This window comes from Pseudomonas sp. (assembly GCF_030150285.1).
Classification (GTDB): domain Bacteria; phylum Pseudomonadota; class Gammaproteobacteria; order Pseudomonadales; family Pseudomonadaceae; genus Aquipseudomonas.
Genome location: NZ_JASLGE010000058.1, coordinates 1 through 26054 on the forward strand (window position 1 = coordinate 1; position 26054 = coordinate 26054).

Here is a 26054-nt window from a genome sequence, read left to right on the forward strand (position 1 = left end):
GTTGGCGGTGTTCATGTCGTGGGTACGACGGCGGTCATCACCGGTGTTCTTGCGCAGCTCGATGAACTCTTCGATGTCCATGTGCCAGGTTTCCAGGTAGGCACACACAGCGCCCTTGCGCTTGCCACCCTGGTTCACGGCCACGGCGGTGTCGTTCACTACTTTGAGGAACGGCACAACGCCCTGGGATTTGCCGTTGGTGCCCTTGATCCACGAACCCAGCGCACGTACAGGCGTCCAGTCGTTGCCCAGGCCACCGGCGAATTTGGACAACATGGCGTTGTCGTGGATCGCGTGGTAGATGCCCGACAGGTCGTCCGGCACGGTGGTCAGGTAGCAGCTGGACAGCTGCGGGCGCTGAGTACCGGCGTTGAACAGGGTTGGCGTGGACGCCATGTAGTCGAAGGACGACAGCAAGTTGTAGAACTCGATGGCGCGGTCTTCTTTTTGCTTCTCTTCGATTGCCAGGCCCATGGCCACGCGCATAAAGAAGATCTGCGGCAGTTCGAAACGCACGCCATCCTTGTGGATGAAGTAACGGTCGTACAGGGTTTGCAGGCCCAGGTAGGTGAACTGCTGATCACGCTCGTGGTTGATCGCCTTGCCCAGTTTTTCCAGGTCGAAGGTGGCCAGCACCGGGTTCAACAGGTCGAATTCGATACCTTTGGCGATGTAGGCCGGCAAGGCCTTGGCGTACAGGTCAGCCATTTCGTGGTGGGTGGCGCTGTCGGCCACTTGCAGGAAGTTCAGGCCTTCAGCACGCAGCGTGTCCATCAGCAGGCGGGCGGTCACGAACGAGTAGTTCGGCTCGCGCTCAACCAAGGTGCGGGCGGTCATCACCAGGGCGGTGTTGACGTCGCTCAGCGCAACGCCGTCGTACAGGTTTTTCAGGGTTTCGCGCTGGATCAGGTCGCCGTCAACTTCAGCCAGGCCTTCGCAGGCTTCGGTGACGATGGTGTTCAGGCGGCCCATGTCGAGCGGCGCGAATGTACCGTCGGCGCGGGTGATGCGGATGGACGGGTGCGCCTGCACGGCGTCTTGGGCCGGGGCGCGGGTGGCGCGTTCCTTGGAGCGGGCATCACGGTAGATCACGTAGTCGCGGGCCACTTTTTGCTCGCCGGCACGCATCAGGGCCAGTTCAACCTGGTCCTGGATTTCTTCGATGTGGATAGTGCCGCCCGATGGCATGCGGCGCTTGAAGGTGGCGGTGACCTGTTCGGTCAGGCGCGCCACGGTGTCGTGAATGCGCGACGAGGCAGCTGCTTGGCCGCCCTCAACTGCGAGAAACGCTTTGGTGATGGCGACGGTGATCTTGTCATCGGTGTAAGGGACGACGGTCCCGTTACGCTTGATCACACGCAATTGGCCAGGCGCGGTCGCAGACAGATCCAGAGTTGAATCAGGGCCCTGCGAGTTCTCGCGAGTTGTGTCGGTTTGCATGGGGTGTCTCCACATTCTCTATGTTTATTTGGGCACTTTCGATGCCCACCGTGACGTCCTGAAGCACTACAACCGGCGTGAACCGGGCATAACCACTTCGGGACGTACAGAAAGGGGGTTGAAGCCGCTTCCGTGCCGAAGTTTTGGATTCGCGCGTGCTGCCGCAAACCGTATTCCTTGTGAGTGACAGTATTTCTACTGCAACACTCGGGCCTATTTCCGGCTTTCAAGCCGGAAATCGACTGTCATCCGCACGAGCGGTTTGGACGTTAAAAAGAGCGTTTGGTTTAACCCGACAGGCGCGAGAAAAGGGCTTGAAATTCTCGTCTGAGTTGTGTTGGGTTTTTGGCCGTAAACCCTATATGTAGGGTTTTTTGGCGGGGCTAATACAAGATATGTGATTTACAGGGGTTGCGCAAATGCGACCTGTGGATAACTCTGTGTGTAAATTGTGTGTGAATCCCTGAAGCTCCATGTAGGCCGCATGGCCCCGGCTTTTTGCCGTTTGTCACCACGATGAGCGGGACTAAAATGTTTGCGCCGCATTTTGAGGGCGCGAACCCTACCATAAAAAACAGCGCTGTCCGAACGCATTTTGGAGCGGGCCTAAAGATAGGAAAGGTCAAGCGAAAAAAGCGCCAAAGAGGGGTCGCCAAGGCCCCGAAAGGCCTTGGCGAAAAGGGCGCGAAATTACAGCAGTTCGAAGCTGTTTTGCTGAACGTTTTGCGAGTCCAGGCCTATGTACACCTCGAACTCACCCGGTTCGGCGGCGTACTTCAATTGCGCGTTGTAGAACTTCAGGTCGTGCTCGTCGAGGGTGAATTCAACGACCTGCTGCTCGCCGGGCTTGAGCAGGATTTTCTGGAAGTTCTTCAGTTCCTTGACCGGGCGGCTCATCGACGCCGCGACGTCGCGCAGGTACAACTGCACCACGGTCTCGCCTTCACGCTTGCCGGTGTTTTTCACCGTGACGCTGGCGGTCAGGGTGTGCCCAGGCTTCAGGGTCTTGGCCGACAGGCTGACAGGCGAGAGGCTGAAGTCCGTGTAGCTCAGGCCATAACCGAAGGGGTACAGCGGCGTGTTGGGCTCGTCAAAGTACTGCGAGGTGTAATTGCCCGGCTTGCCCGGTGTAAAGGGGCGGCCAATGCTCAGGTGGTTGTAGTAGCTGGGAATCTGCCCTACGGAGCGTGGGAACGTGATGGGCAGCTTGCCCGACGGGTTGTAGTCGCCGAACAGCACGTCGGCAATCGCGTTACCGCCTTCGGTGCCGCTGAACCAGGTTTCCAGCACGGCGTCAGCCTGTTGCTGTTGCTTGTCGATCGACAACGGGCGGCCGTTCATCAGCACGAGCACCAACGGTTTGCCGGTGGCCTTGAGCGCGGTGATCAACGCCTGTTGGCTGGCCGGAATATTGAGGTCGGTGCGGCTGGACGACTCGTGAGACATGCCCCGCGACTCACCGACCACCGCCACGACCACATCGGACTGCTGCGCGGCCTTGACCGCCTCGTCAATCATGACCTGCGCCGGGCGCGGGTCGTTGACCACTTCCGGTGCATCGAAATTGAGGAAGTTGAGGTAATCGACGATGCTTTGATCGTCGGTAATATTGGCCCCACGGGCATACATCAGTGAGCCTTGTGGGCCCATTGCCGTGCGCAAGCCGTCCAGCACGGTCACCGATTGCGCGGGCTGACCGTTGGCCGCCCAACTGCCCATCATGTCAATGGGGGCGTTGGCCAGCGGGCCCACCAGTGCGATGCGCGCCTGTTTGTTCAGCGGCAGGGTCTCGGCCCGGTTTTTCAGCAGCACCAGGCTTTTGCGTGCCACCTCCCGTGCCTCTTGGCGGTGCAGACGGCTTTCGGCCTGGGTGTCGGCCGGGTCATCCTCGGCCTTGCCGATGCGCAGGTACGGGTCGGCAAACAGGCCCATGTCGTACTTGGCCCCGAGCACTTCGCGCACGGCGTTGTCCAGGTCGCTCTGCGGCACCTCGCCCGATTTGATCAAGCCGGGTAACTCTTCGCCGTACAGCGAGTCGTTCATGCTCATGTCGATACCGGCCTTGATCGCCAGTTTGGCGGCTTCACGCCCGTCCTTGGCGACGCCGTGCTTGATCAGTTCAAAAATCGCACCGTGGTCACTGACGGCAACGCCCTTGAAGCCCCAGTCCTTGCGCAGCAGGTCTTGCATCAACCACAGGTTGGCGGTGGCGGGTACGCCGTTGATCGAGTTCAGCGCCACCATCACGCCCCCCGCGCCGGCATCAATCGCGGCACGGTAGGGCGGCAAGTAGTCCTGGAACATGCGCACCGGGCTCATGTCGACGGTGTTGTAGTCGCGGCCGCCTTCAATCGCGCCGTACAGGGCAAAGTGTTTAACGCTGGCCATGATGTTGCCAGCCAGCGCGGGCGACGCGCCCTGATAGGCCTGCACCATCACTTTGGCGATGCGCGAGACTAAATAGGTGTCTTCGCCAAACCCTTCGGAGGTGCGGCCCCAGCGCGGGTCGCGAGCGATGTCGACCATCGGCGCGAAGGTCAGGTCGATGCTGTCGGCGCTGGCCTCTTTGGCGGCAACGCGGCCGCTGAGGGCGATGGCGTCCATGTCCCAGCTGGAGGCCAGGGCCAGGCTGATGGGGAAAATGGTGCGATGGCCGTGAATCACGTCATAGGCAAAAAACATCGGAATTTTCAGACGGCTGCGCTGGGCTGCGTCCTGCATTGGGCGGTTTTCGGCGCGGCTGATGGAATTGAACGTGCCGCCGATGCGGCCGGCGGCGATCTCCTTGCGGATCAGTTCGCGGGGCATTTCAGGGCCGATGCTGATCAGACGCAATTGGCCGACCTTCTCCTCGACGGTCATTTGCTTGAGTAACGCTTCCACAAAAACCGCTTTGGGCGGGAGCGGGGCAGGCGGGTTTTGGGCCCAGACAGCCTGACTGGCCAGGCTGATGGCGAGGCCCAGCAAACACATAATTCTCATCAAGGTCTTCTACGCGGCGGCTCACGGAACGCGAGGGCGGCCCACGTTCGTGCAGCGATGTTGTTCGGGGGGGATGTCTGAAAATACTCGCCGCAAAGAATTGACCTATCTTTACATGAGAATATTCCTACATTTGAGGGTGTCTTTTAGCTGATTCGCCACTGCCAATCCAGTGGTGCACAGCGATATTCAGTCGCGCGTGGGAGTTTTCTGCGCTATTAGGCTGTCCATGTACTCAATCGATTCGTTTCGGAGCGTCATAAGCATGACCACACACAGCGTTAGAGCCCTTAGCTGGAAAGTCATCGCCCTGATGGCATTGAGCAGCCTATTGGCCGGGTGCGGGATTAATACCATTCCGACCCTGGATGAGCAGGTCAAGGCGGCCTGGTCGCAAGTACAGAACCAGTATCAGCGCCGCGCCGACCTGATCCCCAACCTGGTTGAAACCGTCAAGGGCGCGGCCAGGCAAGAGCAGGCCACGCTGACGGCCGTGATCGAAGCGCGGGCTAAAGCCACCTCGATTCAAGTGGATGCCAGCACCCTGGACAATCCGGAAAAACTCAAACAGTTCCAGGACGCTCAAAACCAACTGACCGGTGCCTTGAGCCGCCTGATGGTGGTGTCGGAACGTTACCCGGAGCTGAAGTCCAACCAGAACTTCCTTGCGTTGCAATCGCAACTTGAGGGCACGGAAAACCGCATCAGCGTGGCCCGTCGCGACTTTATTCTTGCGGTTGAGCGCTACAACACCGAAATCCGCACCTTCCCGGGCCGTCTGTGGCATGCCGTGATGTACAGCGACTTACCCGTACGCCCGACCTTCGAAGCCACCACGCCGGGTGCTGACCAAGCACCCGAAGTGAAGTTCTAACGTGTCGGCGCGAGCTTTGCTTTTAAAGATCAAAAGATCGCGAGCAAGCTTGCGCCTACAGTCTCAACCACCACACGAGGTGTTGATGCGCGTATTAAAACCGGGTTTGGGCTTGTTGCTTTGGCTCTTTATCACTACCGCACAGGCGCTGACGTTTCCGACGCTGAGCGGGCGGGTGGTGGATAACGGGCAGATGCTCGACCCTGCCACCCGCCAACAGTTGACGCAAACCCTGGAGGCTCACGAAAAAGCCACGGGTGAGCAAGTCGTGGTGGTGACAGTGCCAGACCTGCAGGGCACCCCCATTGAAGAGTTCGGCTACCAATTAGGCCGGGCCTGGGGTATCGGGCAGAAAGACAAGAATAACGGGGCACTGCTGATCGTGGCCCGCGACGACCGCAAACTGCGGATCGAAGTGGGCTACGGCCTGGAAGACCGCCTCACCGACGCGCAGTCGTCAGTGATCATCAACCAGGTCATCACCCCGGCTTTCAGGGCGGGTAACGTTAGCCAAGGCATTCGTGACGGTGCCGCCGCCATGCTCCAGGTGCTGGGCGGCACCCCATTAGCCGAGCCGGCTTACGCCAGCGGGCAGGGCGGCGGCGATGACTTTATGGCGCAACACCCCGGTGTGGTGGTGCTGCTGTTTTTACTGTTCGTCGCGGGAGTGGCTGTGTGCCAATTCCTCGGCATTTGCAACGCGGGCGGTGGCGGCAGCTCACGTTCCGGCGGTTTTGGCGGGGGCGGCTTCGGGCGTGGCGGCGGTGGCGGTTTTCGGGGTGGCGGCGGCAGTTTTGGTGGCGGTGGTGCTTCGGGCGGCTGGTAATTCAACTTTTAAACGGGCATTGAAACGTATGGCTTTACTCACACACGCGCAAAAACGGCAGGTCGAAGAGGCCGTGACCCGCGCCGAACAGCGCACCGACGCAGAAATTGTCACCGTGCTCGCCCCGCGCGCCGATGACTACAGCTACATCCCCTTGCTGTGGGCCAGCCTGATAGCCCTGGCCGTCCCGGCGCTGGTGCACTTTATCAGCAGCGACATGACGATCTACTCCTTGCTCATGCTGCAATGGGCCACCTTTGTCGTGCTTAGCCTGATCTTCCGCATCCCGGTGTTGACCACCTTCCTGATCCCGGCCCGCGTTCGCCACTGGCGGGCCAGCAACCTGGCGCGGCGTCAATTTCTCGAACAAAAACTGCACCACACCCAAGACCGTACCGGGGTGCTGATCTTTGTCAGCGAAGCCGAACGCTACGTCGAAATCATCGTCGACGAAGGCATTTCCCGGCACCTGGACAACAGCGACTGGGGCAGCATCGTCAACGACTTTGTGCGCCGAGTGGCGCTGGGGCACACGGCTGAAGGCTTTATTGCGTGCATCGACGCCAGCGCCGAACTGCTGGAAAAACACATACCGAAAACCCAAACACGCAATCAATTGCCTAATCGGTTGGTGGTGTTGTAAAGACCGATTGTTTGCTTTTGAAATCTCCGACATTCACCCGGAAAGTGTCGGAGGTTTGTGTAATTAAGGTGTGGTTTCATTCTTATGTATTGATAAGCAAGTTCCTTGTCTTCTGTGGTTTTTATTTGTTTGATGTTTATTTTATTGGTTTGTACTATTACGAATTGTTATTTTTATAAAGAGTGACTAGTTTGTGGCTGCGCGTGGCGCGGCGAGTGGTGCCCGAGGTGTTCAGGGCTGCGGTTTTTTATGTGTATGTAGTTTTAACCGTGTTGTGTGCTTTATTTACGATGTATTTTTCGTTGAGGGGGCGTGTCGAAGAGCGTAACTCAAGTGCCTTTGCCGCGGTGGTTGGTGGGTTTTTAGTGGGGTGGATTAACAAAGTTAGGCGTAAAGAGAATTTGAGTTAGGTGCTTTGTAAAGGCGGGTGAGTCATGAAGGTAGAAAATGATCTGAAAGAAATAAATGCACAACGTGTTAATGGCGAGCTTGATTGGGAATTGAAGTAGATGACGAATGTAAAATACAGCTCATATTACTTCGCGCCCAAGCCCTTGAAAATTACCCCGTGCCCCCAGCCCCTAACCTGCTTAAAATAGCGCCCATTCCTGTTCTGTTCCCCCTCCTGCATCCCGAGGCACCTTTTTCAATGTCAGTGACTGCTACCACCGCTGCGTCTGTGCCGGATCATCGTGCGCAATTTTTGAACCTGCTGGAAACCGGGCTGGCGCAAAATTCGTTTATCAAGCTGGTGCTGGCCAAGTATGTCGGCCCGGAAGCCGAGTTGCAGCGCATCATCATTAAGCAGGTCACGGTCAAAGAGCAGCCTTGCCTGTCGTTTGTGTACCGCTATAAAACCCGTGATATCACCAAGAATTTCCCGCTGGGCGAGGGGGTGGCGGTGGTCGCCGGGTTGTTGCCCGAGGCGTTCAAGAATGCGCATTTGCTGACGCTGACCGATGAGGTGCAACTGGAGTACAGCAAAAAGGGTAAGAGCGCGCTGTTCAAGGGTAAGAGTCAGCAGGCCCGTGAAGTACCGTCGGCGGGGCATAACCGTGAGAAGAATCGCTTTGTGGATTTGACGCGGCCGTTTCTGGCGGACTTGGGCGTGACCAATCAGCAGCAAGAGCTGATACCGGCGATGTCGCGCAAGTGGAAGCAGATCAACAAATTTATCGAGGTGTTTTCCCATGCCTTGAGCACGTCACCGCTTGCGCTCGATCAGCCGGTCAAGGTGGTGGACTTTGGCTCGGGCAAGGGCTACCTGACGTTTGCCATCCACGATTACCTGCGCCACGGCCTCAAAGCCGAAGGCCTGGTCACGGGGGTTGAGCTGCGCGAAGACATGGTCACGTTGTGCAATAACGCCGCGCAGCGCCTGGAGCACCCGGGGCTGAGCTTCCAGCACGGCGATGTACGCAGTTTTGCGCCCACCCCCATCGATGTGATGATCGCCCTGCATGCCTGCGACATTGCCACCGACTATGCGATTCATATGGGCATCCGCTCCGGGGCCGCGATCATCATGTGTTCGCCGTGCTGCCACAAGCAGATCCGCCTGCAAATCCAGAGCCCGGCCTTGCTCAAGCCCATGCTGCAATACGGCTTGCACCTGGGCCAGCAGGCCGAAATGGTGACCGACAGCCTGCGGGCACTGTTCCTTGAGGCCTGCGGCTATGAAACCAAAGTGTTTGAGTTCATCTCGCTGGAGCACACCAACAAGAACAAGATGATTCTGGCGGTCAAGCGCGCCGAGCCGGTGGACCCAGCGCCGTTGTGGGTGAAAATCCAGGAATTGAAGGCGTTCTACGGCATTCAGGAGCATTGCCTTGAAACGTTGTTGCAGGCCGATGGTTTGCTGAAGTAACGCGGTAGGACGCATTCTGGCGGGTACGTAGTACATGGCTATTACCCGCACGGGCGCTCAGGGCGTACCTTGGCTACTCTTGTTGGCCCACGTACCCCTTGAGGAGCATTCACCATGGCGGCAAAAAAAATCTTGATGCTGGTCGGCGATTACGTTGAAGACTACGAAGTGATGGTGCCGTTTCAGGCGCTGTTGATGGTGGGTCATCACGTTCACACGGTGTGCCCCGGCAAGGTGTCGGGCCAGACCGTTCGCACCGCCATTCACGATTTCGAGGGCGATCAGACCTACAGCGAAAAGCCGGGTCATCTGTTTGCCCTGAACTTTGATTTCGATCAGGTCAAGGCCGATGACTATGACGCGCTGCTGGTGCCCGGCGGCCGAGCGCCTGAATACCTGCGCCTGAACGAAAAGGTACTTGAGCTGGTGCGTGATTTCGACAAGGCAGGCAAACCCATTGCGGCGGTCTGTCATGGCGCGCAGTTGCTGGCCGCTGCGGGCATTTTGGCCGGGCGTGAATGCAGCGCTTACCCGGCGTGCGCCCCGGAAGTGCGCCTGGCGGGCGGTACCTACATCGATATCGACGTGACCCAGGCCCATGTGCAAGGCAACCTGGCCACGGCACCGGCCTGGCCTGCGCACCCGGCGTGGCTGGCGGGTTTCCTGGGGCTGCTCGGCACCACCATTACCGTGTAAGCAGAGGGCGTGACCATGTGTGAGCTGTATGTCAAAGCCGACCCGATTCTTTACGAGTCGCGCTCGCGTTCCTTGCGTATTTGCGGCGTGGTCACCACCTTGCGCCTGGAAAACCAGTTTTGGGACATTCTGAGCGACATTGCCCAGGCCGATGGCATGACCACCAATCAGTTGGTGGCCAAGCTGTATGAAGAGGTGATGGATTACCGCGGCGAAGTGGTCAACTTCGCCTCGTTTCTGCGTGTGAGCTGTACCCGCTTTCTCAGCCAGCGCAGGGCACCGGCCTTGAGTGTGGTGTCGCGTTCAGGCTAAGCCAGCGCTGCTTCCCGGTTCAGGCTTCGACCGGCACCGCGTGGGCTGTGTAGCCCAGCGGGTGGGTTTTTGAGTTAAAGAACCGTAGCGTCAGCTTGGTGTCGGCAAACAGGCTGCTGTAGTGGTTTTTCTGGAAGCGGATAAACGCTTCGCTGCGCGGGTAAATGGACAGGCACAGGGTTTTTAGCGGTGCCTGGCGCAGGGCATCAATCAGGTGCCGGTCTTGCTCGCCCAAGCTGTGGCCAAAGATGCACAGCGCGTCTTTATGGGTCATTAACTGCTGATGGCACCAGGACAAGTAATCGCATTGGCGAATCGACTTGCGCTTGTCATCACTGCTGCTTTCGCTGACAAACAACGGCACATCGTCCAGTGCGCTAATGGAGTGATTGATCGCAAAGTTGCTGAGCAAAGTGGGTTCATTGGCGATGATCTTGCGCGCCTTGCCTTCCTGGTTTTTGACCAGGTGCAGGCCACCGTGCAGGTACAGCACACGGGTTGCCCGGCTTTTGGCTTGCACGGCGGCGGGTTCGAATGTCCCGTGGGGCGTGCCGAATGCGTCGGTGAATGCTTTCGGGGCGTGCATCACGGCCCACGGCGTCAGCAAATCATAGTTTGAGCAGTACACGGTGGCGTAACGCGCCAATTCTTCGTTCCAGCAGCCCAGGGTGTCAGGCCGCATCAAGCGCCATGGGATATGCACATCTTGCGTGCAATTGATCAGGGCTTCTTTGATGGCGTAGTAGCGCTTGCGCGGTGAAGCAGAGTTGATCGCCAGGGCTTTGTTGACCTTGCTCGCGGTTTTGAGCGCGCTCAGTGTGTGCTCAAAGTTACGGGTGCCCAAGGCTTCGAAGACGCTGAGTTCGGTCTGGCTAAGGGGCTTTTCTGCGACGGTTTTGGCTTTTTCAAACAGCGAGTCGTAATAAAAGTCATGCCATACCGCCATGCTTGCACCGTTACCCAGCAATAGCCCGCTGCACGGCGTGCGGGTGCGAAGGGTGTTCCAGTCTTCTAGTTCGGCATCAAATTCCTGGAATGGGGTCATCGCAAGTATCGTCTCAAGGCGGGGGCGGTGTAGGACTTTATCACGCTCAAGCGTTGAGCTAGATCAACATTACGGTAGGCCGAATGGGTGATGCTGTAGGGCGTGATTACGCCCATGACCCGCCAAGAGGACTCGCCATGACCAGCACTTTCTTTATTCCTGCCGTAAATATTATGGGTAACGGTTGCCTGGATGAGGCCATGACTGCGATTCGCAATTATGGTTTTCGCCATGCATTGATTGTGACGGACGCTGGGCTGGCCAAGGCGGGCGTTGCGACGCTGATCGCCGAGAAGCTGGCGTTGCAGGACATTGAGTCGGTTATTTTCGACGGTGCCAAGCCCAACCCCAGCATTCTCAACGTGGAGTCGGGCCTCAAGGTGCTTAAACAGCATGACTGCGACTTTATTGTGTCGCTGGGCGGCGGGTCGCCCCATGACTGCGCTAAAGGGATTGCGTTGTGTGCCACCAACGGCGGGCATATCCGCGATTACGAAGGGGTTGATCGCTCAACCAAGCCGCAACTGCCGCTGGTGTCGATCAACACCACCGCCGGTACGGCCAGTGAGATGACCCGTTTTTGCATCATCACGGACGAAGAACGCCACGTGAAAATGGCCATTGTCGACCGTAACGTGACCCCGCTGCTGTCGGTCAACGACCCTGAGTTGATGGCGGCCATGCCTAAAGGCCTCACCGCCGCCACGGGGATGGATGCCTTGACCCATGCGATTGAAGCGTATGTGTCGACGGCCGCCACGCCGATCACGGATGCCTGCGCGATCAAGGCCATGGAGTTGATCAGCCAGAACCTGCGCCAGGCCGTGCGTGAGGGCAAGGACCTGACCGCGCGTGAAAACATGGCCTATGCGCAGTTCCTCGCGGGCATGGCCTTTAACAATGCGTCGCTGGGGTTTGTGCATGCGATGGCGCATCAGTTGGGCGGTTTCTACGACTTGCCGCACGGGGTGTGCAACGCGGTCTTGCTGCCGCATGTGCAGACGTTTAACGCCAGCGTGTGTGCGTCCCGTTTGACCGATGTGGCCCATGCGCTGGGCGCGGACGTGCGCGGCCTGAGCCCGGAGCAGGGCGCACATGCCGCCATCGCAGCGATTCGTGCTTTGGCCAAGGATGTTGAGATCCCGGCAGGGCTGCGGGACTTGGGGGCTAAACTGGAAGACATCCCGGTGCTGGCAACCAACGCGCTGAAAGACGCCTGTGGGTTTACCAACCCGCGCACGGCAGATCAGGCTCAGATTGAAGAGATCTTCCGTAACGCGTTCTGATGGCAACATGGCCCTCGCCCCAGTTTTCTGCTTTTTGCGCAGACCTGGGGTGAAGGGTTTAAATGACGCCTAAAAAAAACGGCCGGGTTATTCACCCGGCCGTTTTTGTGTCTGGCTTAGCCGTGCTTATTGCACTTCAACGGCCAGGCTGTCGCTGATTTTCTTCTGCCAGATCGCCGGGCCGGTGATGTGCACCGACTCGCCTTTGCTGTCGACAGCCACGGTTACAGGCATGTCTTTAACGTCGAACTCGTAGATTGCTTCCATACCCAGTTCGGCAAATGCCACCACCCGCGATTTCTTGATGGCCTGAGCCACCAGGTACGCCGCGCCGCCGACGGCCATCAGGTACACGGCTTTGTGTTCCTTGATCGCTTCGATGGCAGTAGGGCCGCGCTCGGACTTGCCGATCATGCCCAGCAGGCCGGTCTGGTCGAGGATCTGACGGGTGAACTTGTCCATCCGCGTGGCGGTCGTCGGGCCTGCCGGGCCAACCACTTCGTCGCCCACCGGATCAACCGGGCCTACGTAGTAGATGAAGCGACCCTTGAGGTCGACCGGCAAGGTTTCACCCCTGTTCAGCATTTCAACCATGCGCTTGTGCGCTGCGTCACGGCCGGTGAGCATTTTGCCGTTCAGCAGCACGGTTTCGCCCGGCTTCCAGCTTTGCACGTCTTCCGGGGTCAGTGTGTCGAGGTTGACACGGCGGGCCGAAGGGCCGGCTTCCCAGACGATTTCCGGGTAGGCGTCCAGCGGTGGCGCTTCGAGAGCGGCCGGGCCGGAGCCGTCCAGCACGAAGTGGGCGTGGCGGGTGGCCGCGCAGTTCGGGATCATGCACACCGGCAGCGAAGCTGCGTGGGTCGGGTAGTCCATGATTTTAACGTCGAGCACGGTGGTCAGACCGCCGAGGCCCTGGGCACCGATGCCCAGTTGGTTGACCTTCTCGAACAGCTCGATACGCATCTCTTCGATACGGTTGGACGGGCCGCGCTTGATCAGCTCGTGAATGTCGATGGATTCCATCAACACTTCCTTGGCCATCACTGCCGCTTTTTCAGCCGTGCCGCCGATGCCGATGCCGAGCATGCCCGGTGGGCACCAGCCCGCGCCCATGGTCGGAACGGTCTTGAGCACCCAGTCAACGATCGAGTCGGACGGGTTGAGCATGGCCATTTTCGACTTGTTCTCGGAGCCGCCGCCCTTGGCCGCTACGTCCACTTCGACGGTGTTACCCGGCACGATGGAGTAGTGAATCACCGCCGGGGTGTTGTCCTTGGTGTTGCGACGAGCACCGGCCGGGTCGGCCAGGATGGAAGCGCGCAGAACGTTTTCCGGCAGGTTGTAAGCGCGACGCACGCCTTCGTTGATCATGTCGTCCAGGCCCATGGTGGCCCCATCCCAGCGCACATCCATGCCGACGCGCACGAACACGGTCACGATGCCGGTGTCCTGGCAGATCGGCCGGTGGCCGGTGGCACACATGCGCGAGTTGATCAGGATTTGTGCCATGGAGTCACGGGCCGCTGGCGATTCTTCGCGCAGGTATGCTTCGTGCATGGCCTGAATGAAGTCAACGGGATGGTAGTAAGAAATGAATTGCAGGGCGTCAGCAACGCTCTGAATCAGGTCGTCTTGCTTGATCACGGTCATGGGTCGCGCTCCTCTATAAGACGGGAACATTCAATCAAAAAGGTGTTTGCGACCTTGGTACAACGGTCTGTCGGAAACATCTTTGCGGGGCATACCGGGCACGCATGACCGGTATAAAAACGGCGCAGCAGTATAACCCGGCACACGCCGTGATACACCTGTGGTGCAAAACTTGTAGTCGCTGGCGAAGGCTGCGATAAGCTTTGTTTGACCTTTGTCTAATACGTCTAAAGGGCTTTGTAGAGCGGCGGCGCGCCTTCGTAGCCTGCGGCAGCGACTGCAGGGTCAAATGAGTGGTCAGGAGTACAGCAGTGCCCCAGTTACATGTTGCCGGCCAGTGTTGGTTGGTTGCCCAGAATGCCAATGTGCTCGATAGCCTGAATCAGGCCGGGGTGGCGGTGCCTTACAGTTGCCGGGCCGGCAGTTGCCATGCCTGCCTGGTGCGGATTACCGGCGGCGAGCCCACCGATGCCCAACCGCAGGCATTGACCCGCGAGCAGCGCGCGCAGGGTTGGCGGTTGGCTTGCCAATGCCAAGTGGTGGAGGACCTGTGGGTCGAGGTGTTTGACCCGCTACGTGACGGTTTACCGGCCGAAGTGGTGGGGCTGGACTGGCTCTGTTCAACCGTGCTGCGTGTTCAGTTGTTGACACAGCGCCCCCTGCGTTACCGCGCGGGCCAGCATGTGGTGCTGTGGGCAGCCAGTGGTGTGGCGCGGCCTTATTCGTTGGCCAGCCTGCCTGATGAAGACCGCTATCTGGTGTTTCACCTCGATTGCACGCATCCCGGCGCGTTTATTGATGCTGCACGGGCGTTCAAGGTGGGAGACGTCGTGCGCTTGGGCGAGTTGCGCGGGGGGGCGTTGCGCTACGACCCGGACTGGCAGCAACAGCCGCTTTGGCTACTGGCCTCTGGCACAGGGCTGGGGCCGTTGTACGGCGTGTTGCGCGAAGCGTTGCGCCAGGATCATCAGGGGCCGATTCGGTTGGTGCATGTGGCGCGCACGGTCACGGAGCATTACCTGAGGGAAGCACTGCAAGCGTTGGCTGGCGAGCACCCGAATCTCGAGCTTGAGTGGGTGCTGCGCGATGAGTTGGCGGGTTTTCTCGCCCAGCTGCGAGTGGCATCACGCCAGACCCACGCGTTGGTCTGCGGCCACGCCGACAGCGTTGAGGCCTTCGCCAAACGCTTGTTTCTGGCGGGGTTACCGCGCAGTCAACTGCTGGCGGATACCTTTGTCGCCCATGCTTAAAGGCTGTGCCAGCGTTTGGCAGCCACCGCGTGCCGGCACGGCCGCAGTTTATTTGAAGCGCCGCTCCACGCCTTTTTCCACCAGTATTTTGGCCGAGATCTCTTCCACCGAGAAATGAGTGGAGTTGATATGCGGGATATTTTCGCGCTGAAACAGGCGTTCGACTTCGCGCACTTCAAATTCGCACTGAGCGAAGCTTGAGTAGCGGCTGTTGGGTTTGCGCTCGTTACGAATGGCCGTGAGGCGGTCGGGGTCGATGGTCAGGCCGAAGAGTTTGTGCTGATGCGCGCGCAAGGCAGCGGGCAGCTTCAGGCTTTCCATGTCGTCATCGGTCAGCGGGTAGTTGGCGGCCCGAATACCGAATTGCATGGCCATGTACAGACAGGTCGGGGTCTTGCCACAGCGGGACACGCCCACCAGAATCAGGTCGGCTTTGTCGTATTTGTGGGTGCGGGCACCGTCATCGTTGTCGAGGGCGAAGTTCACCGCTTCGATACGCTCCATATAGTTGGAGTTGTGGCCGATGGAGTGGGATTTTCCTACAGAGTAGGATGAATGCTCTGCCAGTTCCTGTTCCAGAGGCGCGAGGAAACTGGAAAAAATGTCGATCATGAAGCCGTTGGAGGTCGCGAGAATCTCGCGAATGTCCTGATTGACGATGGTGTCGAAGATAATCGGGCGCAGGCCGTCTTTCTCGGCGGCGCTGTTGATTTGTTGTACCATCGCCCGCGCTTTTTCCACGCTGTCTATATAGGGGCGTGTGAATTTGCTGAAGGTTACATTTTCAAATTGTGCCAACAAACTCTGGCCGAGGGTTTCGGCTGTAATGCCGGTGCCGTCGGAAATAAAGAAAGCCGATCGTTTCATTTGCGCCTTGGGCCTTAAGCTGGTGACGTTTCTTGGATATGATAGGCGCGATTTTGTCGCCCGCAATGGCAGGCAGTGTCACTTATTTTCCAGGTCCAGGCCACAATCGCTGAGAGGCTCCATAGATGGAGCGTCCGGTACCCTGAGCTTTTCCCAACACAGTTAGTGGAGAGATCACCTTGGTAGAGTACGTAGTTTCCCTCGATAAGCTCGGCGTCCATGATGTGGAGCATGTGGGGGGCAAGAACGCATCCCTCGGCGAGATGATCAGCAACCTTGCAGGCGCTGGTGTGTCCGTTCCCGGTGGTTTTGCCACGACTTCCCAGGCTTACCGTGATTTTCTTGAGCTGAGCGGCTTGAACGATCAGATCCATGCAGCGCTGGATGCGCTGGATGTCGATGACGTCAATGCCCTGGCCAAGACCGGCGCCCAGATCCGCCAATGGATCATGGAAGCCGAGTTCCCTGAGAAACTCAACGCTGAAATCCGCACTGCTTTTGCAACCCTGTCGCAAGGCAACCCGGACATGGCTGTTGCCGTACGTTCTTCGGCCACCGCTGAAGACTTGCCAGATGCCTCTTTTGCCGGTCAGCAAGAAACCTTCCTCAACATCCGTGGTGTTGAGAACGTGATTCGTGCGGCCAAGGAAGTGTTTGCCTCGCTGTTCAACGACCGTGCGATTTCTTACCGTGTGCACCAGGGCTTTGACCACAAGCTGGTCGCCCTGTCGGCAGGTGTTCAGCGCATGGTGCGTTCTGAAACTGGCACTGCGGGCGTGATGTTCACTCTGGATACCGAGTCGGGCTTCCGTGACGTGGTGTTTATCACCGGTGCTTACGGCCTGGGCGAAACCGTTGTGCAAGGCGCGGTCAACCCGGACGAGTTCTATGTCCATAAACAAACCCTGGAAGCGGGTCGCCCGGCGATTCTGCGTCGCAACCTGGGCAGCAAAGCGATCAAAATGATCTACGGCGACGAAGCCAAGGCCGGTAAATCGGTCAAGGTGATCGATGTCGAGAAAGCCGATCGCGAACGTTTCTGCCTGACCGACGCGGAAGTCAGCGAGCTGGCCAAGCAAGCGATGATCATCGAGAAGCACTACAAGTGCCCGATGGACATCGAGTGGGCCAAGGACGGTGACGACGGCAAGCTGTACATCGTTCAGGCTCGCCCTGAAACCGTGAAAAGCCGTTCCCAGGCCAATGTCATGGAGCGCTACCTGCTCAAGGAAACCGGCACCGTGCTGGTTGAAGGCCGTGCGATTGGCCAGCGCATTGGCGCGGGCAAGGTGCGCATCATTAAAGACGTGTCCGAAATGGACAAAGTCCAGCCGGGCGACGTGCTGGTGTCCGACATGACCGACCCGGACTGGGAACCGGTGATGAAGCGCGCCAGCGCCATCGTCACCAACCGGGGTGGCCGTACTTGCCACGCCGCGATTATTGCGCGTGAGCTGGGCATTCCGGCTGTCGTCGGTTGCGGCAATGCCACCCAGCTGTTGAAAGATGGCCAGGGCGTGACGGTGTCCTGCGCGGAAGGCGACACCGGCTTTATCTTCGAAGGCGAACTGGGCTTCGATATCAAGAAAAACTCCGTAGACGCCATGCCGGACCTGCCGTTCAAAATCATGATGAACGTGGGTAACCCGGACCGTGCCTTTGACTTCGCGCAGTTGCCGAACGCCGGTGTGGGCCTGGCCCGTCTGGAGTTCATCATCAACCGCATGATCGGCGTGCACCCCAAGGCACTGCTGAACTACGACGGTTTGCCGCAAGAAATCAAAGACAGCGTCGACAAGCGCATCGCGGGTTACAGCAACCCGGTGGATTTCTACGTCGACAAACTGGTTGAAGGCATCAGCACGTTGGCCGGCGCGTTTACGCCGAAGAAAGTGATTGTGCGTCTGTCGGACTTCAAGTCCAACGAATACGCCAACCTGATCGGCGGCAAGCTGTACGAGCCGGAAGAAGAAAACCCGATGCTGGGCTTCCGGGGTGCTTCGCGTTACATCAGCGAAAACTTTCGCGACTGCTTTGAGCTTGAATGCCGCGCCCTCAAGCGCGTGCGCAACGACATGGGCTTTACCAATGTCGAAATCATGGTGCCGTTCGTGCGTACCTTGGGCGAAGCGAGCCAGGTGATTGACCTGCTGGCAGAAAACGGCCTCAAGCGTGGCGAAAACGGCCTGCGTATCATCATGATGTGCGAGTTGCCGTCCAACGCGATTCTGGCTGAAGAGTTCCTGGAGTATTTCGATGGTTTCTCCATCGGTTCCAACGACCTGACTCAGTTGACCCTGGGCCTGGACCGTGACTCTGGTGTGATCGCGCACTTGTTCGACGAGCGTAACCCCGCGGTCAAAAAGCTGCTGTCCAACGCCATTCAGGCGTGTAACAAAGCGGGCAAATACATTGGTATTTGCGGTCAGGGCCCGTCCGATCACCCGGATCTGGCGCTGTGGCTGATGGAGCAGGGCATCGAAAGCGTTTCGTTGAACCCGGACACCGTGCTGGAAACCTGGTTCTTCCTGGCGGAAGGTCAGGCGCAGGCTTGAGTCGTTGAGAGAAGGGCGGGGCGCTAAAGGTGCCCCGCTCTTTATAAGCAGTGGTAGGGCGAGTTCCAGCATGGAGTCGCCCTTTTTTGTGCAAGAGCATTATGCAAAGCAGCAGTCATCTATTTCCCGTTGCCCTGATCAGCGCTGAGCGTCGGGGCGATTTGAGCGAAGATGTTTATCGCTTGAAACCCGCCAATAGCCCGGATATTTCCGTGGAGGTGGTGGTGACCCGACTGGGTCAGGCTGATGCCGACCCGGTGCGGGGTGTGCCGGTGATTCTGTTGCATGGCAGCTTTTCCAATCGCCGTTTCTGGTACTCGCCCAAAGGCGTTGGCCTGGGCGCCTATTTGGCCCGGGCCGGTTTTGACGTGTGGTTGCCTGAAATGCGTGGTCATGGCCTTTCATCACGCAATCAGGCCTGGCGCAAGAATCGTGTGGCGGACTATGCCCGTTATGATTTGCCGGCTATCAGCGCATTTGTGCGCGAGCAGAGTGGGCAAACCCCACACTGGATCGGTCATTCCCAGGGCGGTATCAGTTTGGCTGCCGCGTTGGGTGGCCGGTACCTGGAGAGCGCCGATGTGGCTTCGGCAGCGTTTTTTGGTTGTCAGGTCAATCGTCGCTATTGGTCGCTGAAAATGCCCCCGGTGCAGTGGGGCGCTTACCTGTTGTTGAAGCGCTTTGCCCAGTTGTCCGGTACTCGACTCAAGCGCGGGCCAGAAGATGAACCCGTCAGCATCGCCTTGGAGGCCTTGCGCTGGAACGGTTTTCTGGGGCGTTTCAGGGATGCAGAGCGCGACTGGTGGGCCGGCTTGACTGAGGTTCAGTTGCCGGTGCTGGTCGTGGCCGCCGCCGGCGACCGGATGACGCCGGAATGGGCGTGCCGCAAGCTGTTCGATCAGTTGGCCTCGGCGCAGCGTCGATTTAAGGTGCTGGGGCGTAGCCAGGGCTTCACGTCGGATTTCAGTCACGTTGAAATGTTGGTGAGCCAGGCGGCGCAACACGAGGTGTGGCCGTTGGTGGGTAATTGGCTGCGTGAACCCCACGTGTGTGTGGCGCAAGTCGAACTCGCGCAGGTGAGTGCTAGCTAAAATCAGGTTTCGGATGAGTGGAGCGCAGGCTGTTATGTGACGGCTTAGGCTTTTTTGGTCATTTTGCATTTCTTTTAGGTTGGTTTGGTTTTATAAAAAGAGTCGTACTGCCGTTCGACCTTTGCGAAGGCGAGATTTAAAGCCAGCTTGCGTCAGAGCGTCTATAACAGAAGGCACCGCCGTTCCTCTGCCCGTAACGCCCACCTTGAACTGGAGACTTTCATGAACCATTACATCACCCCTGATCTGTGCGATGCCTACCCGGATTTGGTGCAAGTGCTTGAGCCCATGTTCAGCAACTTTGGTGGGCGTGACTCCTTTGGTGGCGAGATCGTGACCATCAAGTGTTTCGAAGACAATTCGCGGGTCAAGGAGCAGGCCGAGCTGGATGGCAAGGGTAAAGTGCTGGTGGTGGATGGTGGCGGCTCGTTGCGCTGCGCCTTGCTCGGCGACATGATTGCCGAACGAGCGGCGCAAAACGGCTGGGAAGGGCTAGTGATTTACGGGTGTATCCGTGACGTTGATGTGATCGCGCAGACGCACCTGGGGGTGCAGGCGCTGGCCAGTCACCCGATGAAAACGAATCGTCGCGGTGTGGGTGATCTCAATGTGGATGTGACCTTTGCGGGCGTTACGTTCCGCCCCGGTGCTTTCATCTATGCCGACAATAATGGCGTTATTATTTCTCCTTCGGCTCTGAAGATGCCGGACTAAAGGCTTTTCACTAAGGAACCCGGATGTTAGAGGACGACAACGCACAATGGGGGCTGGTTCATGCCCTGGTACTGGATGGCAAGGGCGGTGCGCGGCAGATTGCCCGTGCCGACCTGGACGGCCTTCAGTTGCAGGACCACGAAAGCATTTGGTTGCATTGGGATCGCAGTCACCCGCAAACCCAGGACTGGTTGCGTCATTCGAGTGGTTTGAGCGACTTCAATTGTGATTTGCTCCTTGAGGAAAACACACGGCCTCGCTTGCTGCCGTTGCCCGATAACGAGTTGCTGCTGTTCTTGCGCGGGGTCAATCTGAACCCTGGGGCAGAGCCGGAAGACATGGTGTCGCTGCGTATTTTCGGGAGCGCCCAGCGCATGATTTCGTTGCGTATGCGCCCGTTACGCGCCACAGACGAACTGCTCAGTGAGTTTGAGCATGGCGAGGGGCCGGAAAACCCTTCACAGCTTATCCTTTACCTTGCCCAGCACCTGACGCTCAAGGTGCAGGATTTGATTAGTGAGCTGTCTGAAACTGTCGATGACGAAGAAGATAAAATAGATGCCGACGAACGGTATACGCCCGACCACGTCTCGCTCTTGCAGATTCGTCGCCGTGCCGCGGGTTTGCGCCGTTTTCTGGCCCCGCAGCGGGACATTTTCGGGCAGCTTACGCGCACAAAACTGCCATGGTTTACGAAGGACGACTCCGATTACTGGAATGAATTGAACAACAGCCTGACGCGCTACCTCGAAGAGCTGGAGTTGACGAGGGAGCGCGTAGGGCTTGTTCTGGAGGCCGAAGACAGGCGTTTGAACGTGCGCATGAGCCGGATCATGTACCGGTTTGGGGTGCTGACCGGCATCTTTTTGCCTATCACGTTTATGACCGGTTTGCTGGGCATCAACGTTGGGGGGGTGCCGTTTTCCGGTGACTCTTATGGCTTTGCAATCATGTGCGGGCTGATGACGGTGATCGGTGTGGGGCAGTGGTGGTTCTATCGCCGTCTGCAGTGGCTGTGAAAAGGCCCATGTGACTTCGTTGCAGTCGTTCGCGTCTTTTACAGACTTACCGAGAGGTGCTTATGCACGATCCGTTTGAACAATCCCTGCGTGAAATGCTCAAGGCACCTGCCTCCAACCGAGACGATAAAGCCTGCCTGGGGAGGGTATTGAAAACCGCCAACCGTCAGGTCGGCGCGGGTGATCTTTTCAGTTTGCTGGGGCGTTGGCTGCAAGCGTTGATGATTGCTTTGAATAACGGTTCAGCTCATATTGCGCCCGTTTCGCGGCGCAAACCTGCTGCTCGCCCTGTTGATAAGGCTGATTGAACATGGAACTTGATCTCTGGACCCAGAGCCTGGTCACGGCAATGACTGCTCTGTGGACTAAAATTGCCAACTTTATCCCCAACCTTTTCGGGGCGTTGGTGGTGGTGTTGCTCGGCTTTGTAGTCGCCAAACTGCTGGACACCCTGTTATCGAAATTGCTCGCCAAGCTGGGGCTTGACCGTTTGATGGGCGGCACAGGCCTGACCAAAATTTTAGGGCGTGCGGGCATCAGGGTGCCGATCTCGACCTTGATCGGTAAAATTGTTTACTGGTTTATTCTGCTTATTTTTCTCGTGTCCGCGGCCCAGTCCCTGGGGCTTGAGCGTGTCTCCGCTACGCTGGATATCTTTACGCTGTACTTGCCCAAAGTGTTTGGTGCGCTCTTGGTTCTGCTGGTTGGCGTGCTCGTTGCGCAACTGCTCAACGGCCTTGTGCGCGGGGCTGCCGAAAGTGTGGGCTTCGAATATGCAGGCGGCCTTGGGCGTGTGGCCCAAGGGTTGGTCATCATTATCAGTATTTCGGTCGCGATCAGTCAGTTGGAGGTCAAAACTGACCTGCTGAACCATGTCATCGTGATTGTGTTAATTACCGTTGGTCTGGCGGTTGCTTTGGCCATGGGGCTTGGAAGCCGCGAAATCGCGGGTCAAATCCTGGCCGGGATTTATGTGCGTGAGTTGTATCAAGTTGGGCAAGAAGTGCGGGTTGGAGGGGTTGAAGGTCAGATTGAAGAAATCGGCACGGTTAAAACCACGTTGCTGACGGATGAGGGTGAGCTAGTCTCGATCTCGAATCGGGTGTTGCTGGACCAGCATGTGACTAGCCGCTGAGGCGCTAAACCCTGCTAACGTATGCCGCCGCAAAAAGACGCCTGCTATTGGCGCTGCGGCGGACACTGACCTGACTGTCGGCACGAGTCGTTTTGAATAAAGCCCAATCGCTATCCATGCGCTATGACCCCCGCGATCTCTCTGATGAGGAGTTGGTTGCGCGCGCGCATGATGAGTTGTTTCACGTTACGCGCGCCTATGAAGAACTGATGCGGCGGTATCAACGCACTTTGTTCAACGTTTGTTCAAGGTATTTAGGGAACGATAGAGATGCGGATGATGTCTGTCAGGAAGTGATGCTGAAGGTCCTGTACGGTTTGAAAAATTTCGAGGGCAAATCGAAATTCAAGACATGGCTATATAGCATCACTTACAACGAGTGCATCACACAGTATCGGAAAGAACGGCGAAAGCGTCGCTTGATGGACGCGCTGAGCCTTGACCCCCTCGAGGAAGCGTCTGAGGAAAAGACGCCGAAACCTGAGGAAAAGGGCGGGCTTGATCGTTGGTTGGTGCATGTGAATCCGATTGATCGGGAGATTCTGGTGCTGCGTTTTGTCGCAGAACTGGAATTTCAGGAAATCGCAGACATAATGCATATGGGTTTGAGCGCGACAAAAATGCGTTACAAGCGTGCTCTTGATAAATTGCGTGAGAAATTTGCAGGCATTGCTGAAACTTAGTTCAGCGCAAATGGCTCTACGTGTAGGCAAGTTCTGATAGACTTGCCGACGAGTTGTCCTTCGGTATGTAGGACTGCTTTACAATCACCAGATGGGGATTTAACGGATGAAACTGAAAAACACCTTGGGCATTGCCATTGGTTCCTTTGTAGCCGCAACTTCGTTCGGTGCCCTGGCACAAGGCCAAGGCGCGGTCGAGGGTGAACTGTTCTACAAAAAACAGTACAACGACAGCGTCAAGCACGTACAAGACGGTTACAACCCAGGCGCATCGATCGGTTACTTCCTGACCGACGACGTTTCGTTGAACCTGACCTACGACACCACTGATCACACTCGTTCGACTGAAGGCACTGGCCATCAGAAAATCAAGGGTGACAACTTCGGTCTGAACGCTCAGTACCACTTCGGCACCGTGGGTGACGCTCTGCGTCCATACGTTTCCGGCGGTGTTGCTCACAAGAGCATGACCAACGTTGAGGCTGACGGCCACAGCGGTCGCGACAAGTCGACGTTCCTGACTGCAGGCGCTGGTGTTAAGTGGTACATCACTGACAACCTGTTCGCACGTGCTGGCGTTGAAGCTGACTACAAGCTGGACAACGGCAAGTGGGACTACGCGCCTACCGTTGGCCTGGGTGTTAACTTCGGCGGCAACGGCGGTAAAGTAGCGCCGGCTCCAGTTCCAGCTCCAGCACCAATCGCTGAGCCAGAACCAGAAGCACCGATCGCTGAAGTTGTTCGCGTTGAACTGGACGTGAAATTCGACTTCGACAAGTCGGTTGTTAAATCGCAGTACATGCCTGACATCAACAACGTTGCTGATTTCATGAAGCAGTACCCAGCGACCAACACCGTTGTTGCTGGTTACACTGACAGCGTAGGTACAGATGCCTACAACCAAAAGCTGTCGCAGCGTCGTGCTGACGCTGTTCGTGCTGCCCTGGTTAACCAAGGCATTGCTGCTAACCGTGTAGACGCGGTTGGCCACGGCAAGAACAACCCAGTTGCTTCCAACGCAACTGAAGAAGGCCGTGCTCTGAACCGTCGCGTAGAAGCTACCGTTCAAGCAGAAGCTAAGTAACTTTTAGCCTGGCTGTATGAAAAACCCGGCCTTGGCCGGGTTTTTCTTTGCCCGGGATTTGTGCTGTGCGGTGCTCTGCATCAACGCGGCCGCTGGCATTGTGTTGCGAGTGGTCCTCGCATGCACCGTGGATGCACGGTTATAATTGCGTCCCTTCAAGCTTTCTTCGAGTCCATACAGCCCATGTATAACCTGGCCCGCCAGTTGCTTTTCAAACTCTCTCCTGAAACCTCTCACGATCTGTCCCTGGATCTGATCGGGGCGGGTGGCCGTCTGGGGCTCAATGGTTTGTTGTGCAAGGCACCGGCAAAGGTGCCAGTAACGGTCATGGGGCTCGAATTTGCAAACCCGGTCGGGCTGGCTGCCGGCCTGGATAAAAACGGTGCGGCCATTGATGGTTTTGCACAGTTGGGTTTCGGTTTTGTCGAGATTGGCACGGTCACGCCGCGTCCCCAACCTGGTAACCCCAAGCCGCGTATTTTTCGTCTGCCTGAAGCCCAGGCCATTATTAACCGCATGGGTTTTAACAACCTTGGGGTTGATCACCTGCTTAGCCGGGTTCAGGCTGCCAAGTACAGCGGTATTCTGGGGATCAATATCGGCAAGAATTTCGACACTCCGGTTGAGTGTGCGGTCGATGATTACCTGATCTGCCTGGACAAGGTTTACGCCCATGCCAGCTATGTAACAGTGAACGTCAGCTCGCCGAACACACCCGGCCTGCGCAGTCTGCAATTTGGTGATTCACTCAAACAATTGCTCGAAGCCCTACAGTTACGTCAGAACGAGCTTACGCAACGCCACGGAAAGCGTGTACCGCTGGCAATCAAGATTGCACCGGACATGACGGATGAAGAAACCCTTCAGGTGGCTCAGGCGCTGCTTGAGACCGGAATGGATGCGGTGATTGCGACCAATACCACGTTAAGCCGGGTGGGTGTTGAAGGCATGGAGCATGGCGACGAGGCCGGTGGCCTGTCAGGTGCGCCAGTACGCGAAAAGAGCACGCATACCGTGAAGGTGCTGGCGAGCGAGTTGGCGGGGCGCCTGCCGATTATCGCCGCAGGGGGCATTACTGAAGGCCGGCACGCCGCTGAGAAAGTCGCCGCGGGTGCCAGCCTGGTTCAGATTTACTCGGGCTTTATTTACAAAGGCCCTGCCTTGATTCGTGAGTCGGTGGATGCCATTTCAGCATTGGCGCGCCAGTAAGCGGGCATAAAAAAGGGCTCCCTCAAGGAGCCCTGGGCCGAAGCCCGCCGCCCGGATGGGACGGCATGGTTAAATCGTACTGCTTCAAGGTGATGTCGGATGTGCCTGAAATTAGCCGACGGCGTGAAGTTCGTTAAGTCTGTGGATGCCCGCAGTGCCTGTCATACCGTCCCAGTTGTCGCCGCGTCCTTCGCGCCAGCCGTTAATCCAGGCTTGGCGCACCGACGGTAGAGTAAAAGGGCAAAGCTCACGGGATTTACCATTAACACCATATTGATATCCACGTAAAAATGCTTTTTCCAACGGATCACGCTTAAGTCTTCTCATAGGGTAGTGCCCTCACTGGTTGACTGTTATGTGTCGCGTCGACCTGGCGATTCAAGGTCGGGGTCGGGGCAGAATGCTTCTGCCGCTGGGCGCTCGTTGCCGGCGTGACGAGCATTTTCGTTGAGACCTGAGCGGTCACAACCTGTGTTCAGTTCTAACCAATGCGCCAAGGCATGTGAATGATCGTTTTGTCATAAGGACGTAACGATAATGGTGTTAAGGCCATAAGAAAGGGTGTATCCGGCCGGTAGAAGTCGAGCAAAGCCTGATATGGCCAGTGCTTACAAAAATGATGCGTTTCATTCTCTGTTGCGAATAGCCGACTGCTTTACTCGGGCACTATTCGACGAAGGGTTTGAATATGACAATTTGTTTCTCCATAAATGACCTGCCCCTGTGCCTACACTCTCCATGCGGCGTGCATGAGTAGTCGTCGGGGTGGAACGGCACAGTTTCGTGCCACGCGAGCGCTCTGCAAGAAAAGCGCTTGATTGAAAAC

At 57.5% G+C, this 26054-nt stretch carries 23 protein-coding genes; 17 read left to right on the forward strand and 6 right to left on the reverse strand.

Annotation, left to right across the window (positions count from 1 at the left end; translation table 11 throughout):
• Window positions 1–1440 (reverse strand): ATP cone domain-containing protein (locus Q1W15_RS13325; protein ID WP_300729189.1); only part of this gene is annotated, 1440 nt, incomplete at its 3' end.
• A gap of 690 nt (window positions 1441–2130) precedes the next feature.
• Window positions 2131–4422, reverse strand: coding sequence for a beta-glucosidase BglX (gene bglX, locus Q1W15_RS13330; protein WP_300729192.1), 2292 nt, complete (start codon window positions 4420–4422; stop codon window positions 2131–2133).
• A gap of 265 nt (window positions 4423–4687) precedes the next feature.
• On the opposite strand from bglX, the gene Q1W15_RS13335 reads away from it, so the two are divergent.
• The 6 genes from Q1W15_RS13335 to Q1W15_RS13360 all read left to right on the forward strand — a co-directional run bounded on the left by Q1W15_RS13335 (window position 4688) and on the right by Q1W15_RS13360 (window position 9640).
• Entirely contained in the window at window positions 4688–5296 is a 609-nt protein-coding gene (locus Q1W15_RS13335; protein WP_300729195.1) for a LemA family protein, read from the forward strand.
• Window positions 5297–5381: 85 nt separating this feature from the next.
• Window positions 5382–6122: a TPM domain-containing protein gene (locus Q1W15_RS13340; protein ID WP_300729198.1), complete on the forward strand. Its 741-nt coding sequence runs from the start codon at window positions 5382–5384 to the stop codon at window positions 6120–6122.
• Window positions 6123–6150: 28 nt separating this feature from the next.
• Window positions 6151–6765: a TPM domain-containing protein gene (locus tag Q1W15_RS13345; RefSeq protein WP_300729201.1), complete on the forward strand. Its 615-nt coding sequence runs from the start codon at window positions 6151–6153 to the stop codon at window positions 6763–6765.
• Window positions 6766–7414: 649 nt separating this feature from the next.
• The gene (locus Q1W15_RS13350; RefSeq protein ID WP_300729206.1) at window positions 7415–8632 is read left to right on the forward strand and encodes an SAM-dependent methyltransferase; all 1218 of its coding nucleotides are present in this window, start codon (window positions 7415–7417) and stop codon (window positions 8630–8632) included.
• Window positions 8633–8746: 114 nt separating this feature from the next.
• Window positions 8747–9328, forward strand: a complete 582-nt coding sequence (locus Q1W15_RS13355) for a DJ-1/PfpI family protein (protein ID WP_300729209.1) — start codon at window positions 8747–8749, stop codon at window positions 9326–9328.
• A 15-nt stretch (window positions 9329–9343) separates the two neighbouring features.
• Window positions 9344–9640 (forward strand): ribbon-helix-helix domain-containing protein, encoded by a 297-nt coding sequence (locus Q1W15_RS13360; protein ID WP_300729212.1) that lies wholly within the window; start codon window positions 9344–9346, stop codon window positions 9638–9640.
• A 19-nt stretch (window positions 9641–9659) separates the two neighbouring features.
• On the opposite strand, the gene Q1W15_RS13365 is transcribed toward Q1W15_RS13360, so the two are convergent.
• Entirely contained in the window at window positions 9660–10685 is a 1026-nt protein-coding gene (locus Q1W15_RS13365; RefSeq protein ID WP_300729215.1) for a DUF4917 family protein, read from the reverse strand.
• A gap of 137 nt (window positions 10686–10822) precedes the next feature.
• Here Q1W15_RS13365 and yiaY point away from each other — a divergent pair, with 137 nt between their 5' ends.
• Entirely contained in the window at window positions 10823–11971 is a 1149-nt protein-coding gene (yiaY, locus tag Q1W15_RS13370; protein ID WP_300729218.1) for an L-threonine dehydrogenase, read from the forward strand.
• 126 nt (window positions 11972–12097) lie between these two features.
• On the opposite strand, the gene Q1W15_RS13375 is transcribed toward yiaY, so the two are convergent.
• Complete coding sequence (locus Q1W15_RS13375; RefSeq protein ID WP_300729221.1) at window positions 12098–13621, reverse strand: fumarate hydratase; 1524 nt, start codon at window positions 13619–13621, stop codon at window positions 12098–12100.
• A 311-nt stretch (window positions 13622–13932) separates the two neighbouring features.
• On the opposite strand from Q1W15_RS13375, the gene Q1W15_RS13380 reads away from it, so the two are divergent.
• On the forward strand, window positions 13933–14871 hold the full coding sequence (locus Q1W15_RS13380) for an iron-sulfur-binding ferredoxin reductase (protein ID WP_300729224.1): 939 nt from the start codon (window positions 13933–13935) through the stop codon (window positions 14869–14871).
• 48 nt (window positions 14872–14919) lie between these two features.
• Here Q1W15_RS13380 and Q1W15_RS13385 read toward each other — a convergent pair whose 3' ends face one another.
• Window positions 14920–15738: a pyruvate, water dikinase regulatory protein gene (locus Q1W15_RS13385; protein ID WP_300729227.1), complete on the reverse strand. Its 819-nt coding sequence runs from the start codon at window positions 15736–15738 to the stop codon at window positions 14920–14922.
• 179 nt (window positions 15739–15917) lie between these two features.
• Between Q1W15_RS13385 and ppsA the strand changes: the two genes are divergently transcribed.
• The 9 genes from ppsA to Q1W15_RS13430 all read left to right on the forward strand — a co-directional run bounded on the left by ppsA (window position 15918) and on the right by Q1W15_RS13430 (window position 25228).
• Window positions 15918–18293 carry a phosphoenolpyruvate synthase gene (ppsA, locus tag Q1W15_RS13390; protein WP_300729230.1) on the forward strand — a complete coding sequence of 792 codons (2376 nt, stop codon included), beginning with the start codon at window positions 15918–15920 and terminating at the stop codon, window positions 18291–18293.
• A 101-nt stretch (window positions 18294–18394) separates the two neighbouring features.
• A complete protein-coding gene (locus Q1W15_RS13395) occupies window positions 18395–19384 on the forward strand; it encodes an alpha/beta fold hydrolase (protein WP_300729232.1) in 990 nt (329 codons plus the stop codon).
• Window positions 19385–19606: 222 nt separating this feature from the next.
• Window positions 19607–20098 (forward strand): ribonuclease E activity regulator RraA, encoded by a 492-nt coding sequence (gene rraA / locus Q1W15_RS13400; protein WP_300729235.1) that lies wholly within the window; start codon window positions 19607–19609, stop codon window positions 20096–20098.
• 23 nt (window positions 20099–20121) lie between these two features.
• Window positions 20122–21117: a zinc transporter ZntB gene (locus Q1W15_RS13405; protein ID WP_300729238.1), complete on the forward strand. Its 996-nt coding sequence runs from the start codon at window positions 20122–20124 to the stop codon at window positions 21115–21117.
• A 62-nt stretch (window positions 21118–21179) separates the two neighbouring features.
• Window positions 21180–21425 (forward strand): CrfX protein, encoded by a 246-nt coding sequence (locus tag Q1W15_RS13410; protein WP_300729241.1) that lies wholly within the window; start codon window positions 21180–21182, stop codon window positions 21423–21425.
• A gap of 2 nt (window positions 21426–21427) precedes the next feature.
• Complete coding sequence (locus tag Q1W15_RS13415; RefSeq protein ID WP_300729243.1) at window positions 21428–22252, forward strand: mechanosensitive ion channel domain-containing protein; 825 nt, start codon at window positions 21428–21430, stop codon at window positions 22250–22252.
• Window positions 22253–22344: 92 nt separating this feature from the next.
• Window positions 22345–22935 (forward strand): RNA polymerase sigma factor SigX, encoded by a 591-nt coding sequence (sigX, locus tag Q1W15_RS13420; protein WP_300729246.1) that lies wholly within the window; start codon window positions 22345–22347, stop codon window positions 22933–22935.
• A 106-nt stretch (window positions 22936–23041) separates the two neighbouring features.
• Complete coding sequence (locus tag Q1W15_RS13425) at window positions 23042–24019, forward strand: OmpA family protein (protein WP_300729249.1); 978 nt, start codon at window positions 23042–23044, stop codon at window positions 24017–24019.
• A gap of 183 nt (window positions 24020–24202) precedes the next feature.
• Window positions 24203–25228, forward strand: a complete 1026-nt coding sequence (locus tag Q1W15_RS13430) for a quinone-dependent dihydroorotate dehydrogenase (RefSeq protein WP_300729252.1) — start codon at window positions 24203–24205, stop codon at window positions 25226–25228.
• Window positions 25229–25339: 111 nt separating this feature from the next.
• Here Q1W15_RS13430 and Q1W15_RS13435 read toward each other — a convergent pair whose 3' ends face one another.
• On the reverse strand, window positions 25340–25555 hold the full coding sequence (locus Q1W15_RS13435; protein ID WP_095003125.1) for a ribosome modulation factor: 216 nt from the start codon (window positions 25553–25555) through the stop codon (window positions 25340–25342).
• Window positions 25556–26054 lie beyond the last annotated feature (499 nt).

What these genes read in the sequence shown, in the direction of transcription:
- bglX (WP_300729192.1), bottom strand. Translation starts at nt 4,422, where the DNA reads ATGAGAATTATGTGTTTGCTGGGCCTCGCCATCAGCCTGGCCAGTCAG.
- Q1W15_RS13335 (WP_300729195.1), top strand. Translation starts at nt 4,688, where the DNA reads ATGACCACACACAGCGTTAGAGCCCTTAGCTGGAAAGTCATCGCCCTG.
- Q1W15_RS13340 (WP_300729198.1), top strand. Translation starts at nt 5,382, where the DNA reads ATGCGCGTATTAAAACCGGGTTTGGGCTTGTTGCTTTGGCTCTTTATC.
- Q1W15_RS13345 (WP_300729201.1), top strand. Translation starts at nt 6,151, where the DNA reads ATGGCTTTACTCACACACGCGCAAAAACGGCAGGTCGAAGAGGCCGTG.
- Q1W15_RS13350 (WP_300729206.1), top strand. Translation starts at nt 7,415, where the DNA reads ATGTCAGTGACTGCTACCACCGCTGCGTCTGTGCCGGATCATCGTGCG.
- Q1W15_RS13355 (WP_300729209.1), top strand. Translation starts at nt 8,747, where the DNA reads ATGGCGGCAAAAAAAATCTTGATGCTGGTCGGCGATTACGTTGAAGAC.
- Q1W15_RS13360 (WP_300729212.1), top strand. Translation starts at nt 9,344, where the DNA reads ATGTGTGAGCTGTATGTCAAAGCCGACCCGATTCTTTACGAGTCGCGC.
- Q1W15_RS13365 (WP_300729215.1), bottom strand. Translation starts at nt 10,685, where the DNA reads ATGACCCCATTCCAGGAATTTGATGCCGAACTAGAAGACTGGAACACC.
- yiaY (WP_300729218.1), top strand. Translation starts at nt 10,823, where the DNA reads ATGACCAGCACTTTCTTTATTCCTGCCGTAAATATTATGGGTAACGGT.
- Q1W15_RS13375 (WP_300729221.1), bottom strand. Translation starts at nt 13,621, where the DNA reads ATGACCGTGATCAAGCAAGACGACCTGATTCAGAGCGTTGCTGACGCC.
- Q1W15_RS13385 (WP_300729227.1), bottom strand. Translation starts at nt 15,738, where the DNA reads ATGAAACGATCGGCTTTCTTTATTTCCGACGGCACCGGCATTACAGCC.
- Q1W15_RS13395 (WP_300729232.1), top strand. Translation starts at nt 18,395, where the DNA reads ATGCAAAGCAGCAGTCATCTATTTCCCGTTGCCCTGATCAGCGCTGAG.
- rraA (WP_300729235.1), top strand. Translation starts at nt 19,607, where the DNA reads ATGAACCATTACATCACCCCTGATCTGTGCGATGCCTACCCGGATTTG.
- Q1W15_RS13405 (WP_300729238.1), top strand. Translation starts at nt 20,122, where the DNA reads ATGTTAGAGGACGACAACGCACAATGGGGGCTGGTTCATGCCCTGGTA.
- Q1W15_RS13410 (WP_300729241.1), top strand. Translation starts at nt 21,180, where the DNA reads ATGCACGATCCGTTTGAACAATCCCTGCGTGAAATGCTCAAGGCACCT.
- Q1W15_RS13415 (WP_300729243.1), top strand. Translation starts at nt 21,428, where the DNA reads ATGGAACTTGATCTCTGGACCCAGAGCCTGGTCACGGCAATGACTGCT.
- Q1W15_RS13425 (WP_300729249.1), top strand. Translation starts at nt 23,042, where the DNA reads ATGAAACTGAAAAACACCTTGGGCATTGCCATTGGTTCCTTTGTAGCC.
- Q1W15_RS13430 (WP_300729252.1), top strand. Translation starts at nt 24,203, where the DNA reads ATGTATAACCTGGCCCGCCAGTTGCTTTTCAAACTCTCTCCTGAAACC.
- Q1W15_RS13435 (WP_095003125.1), bottom strand. Translation starts at nt 25,555, where the DNA reads ATGAGAAGACTTAAGCGTGATCCGTTGGAAAAAGCATTTTTACGTGGA.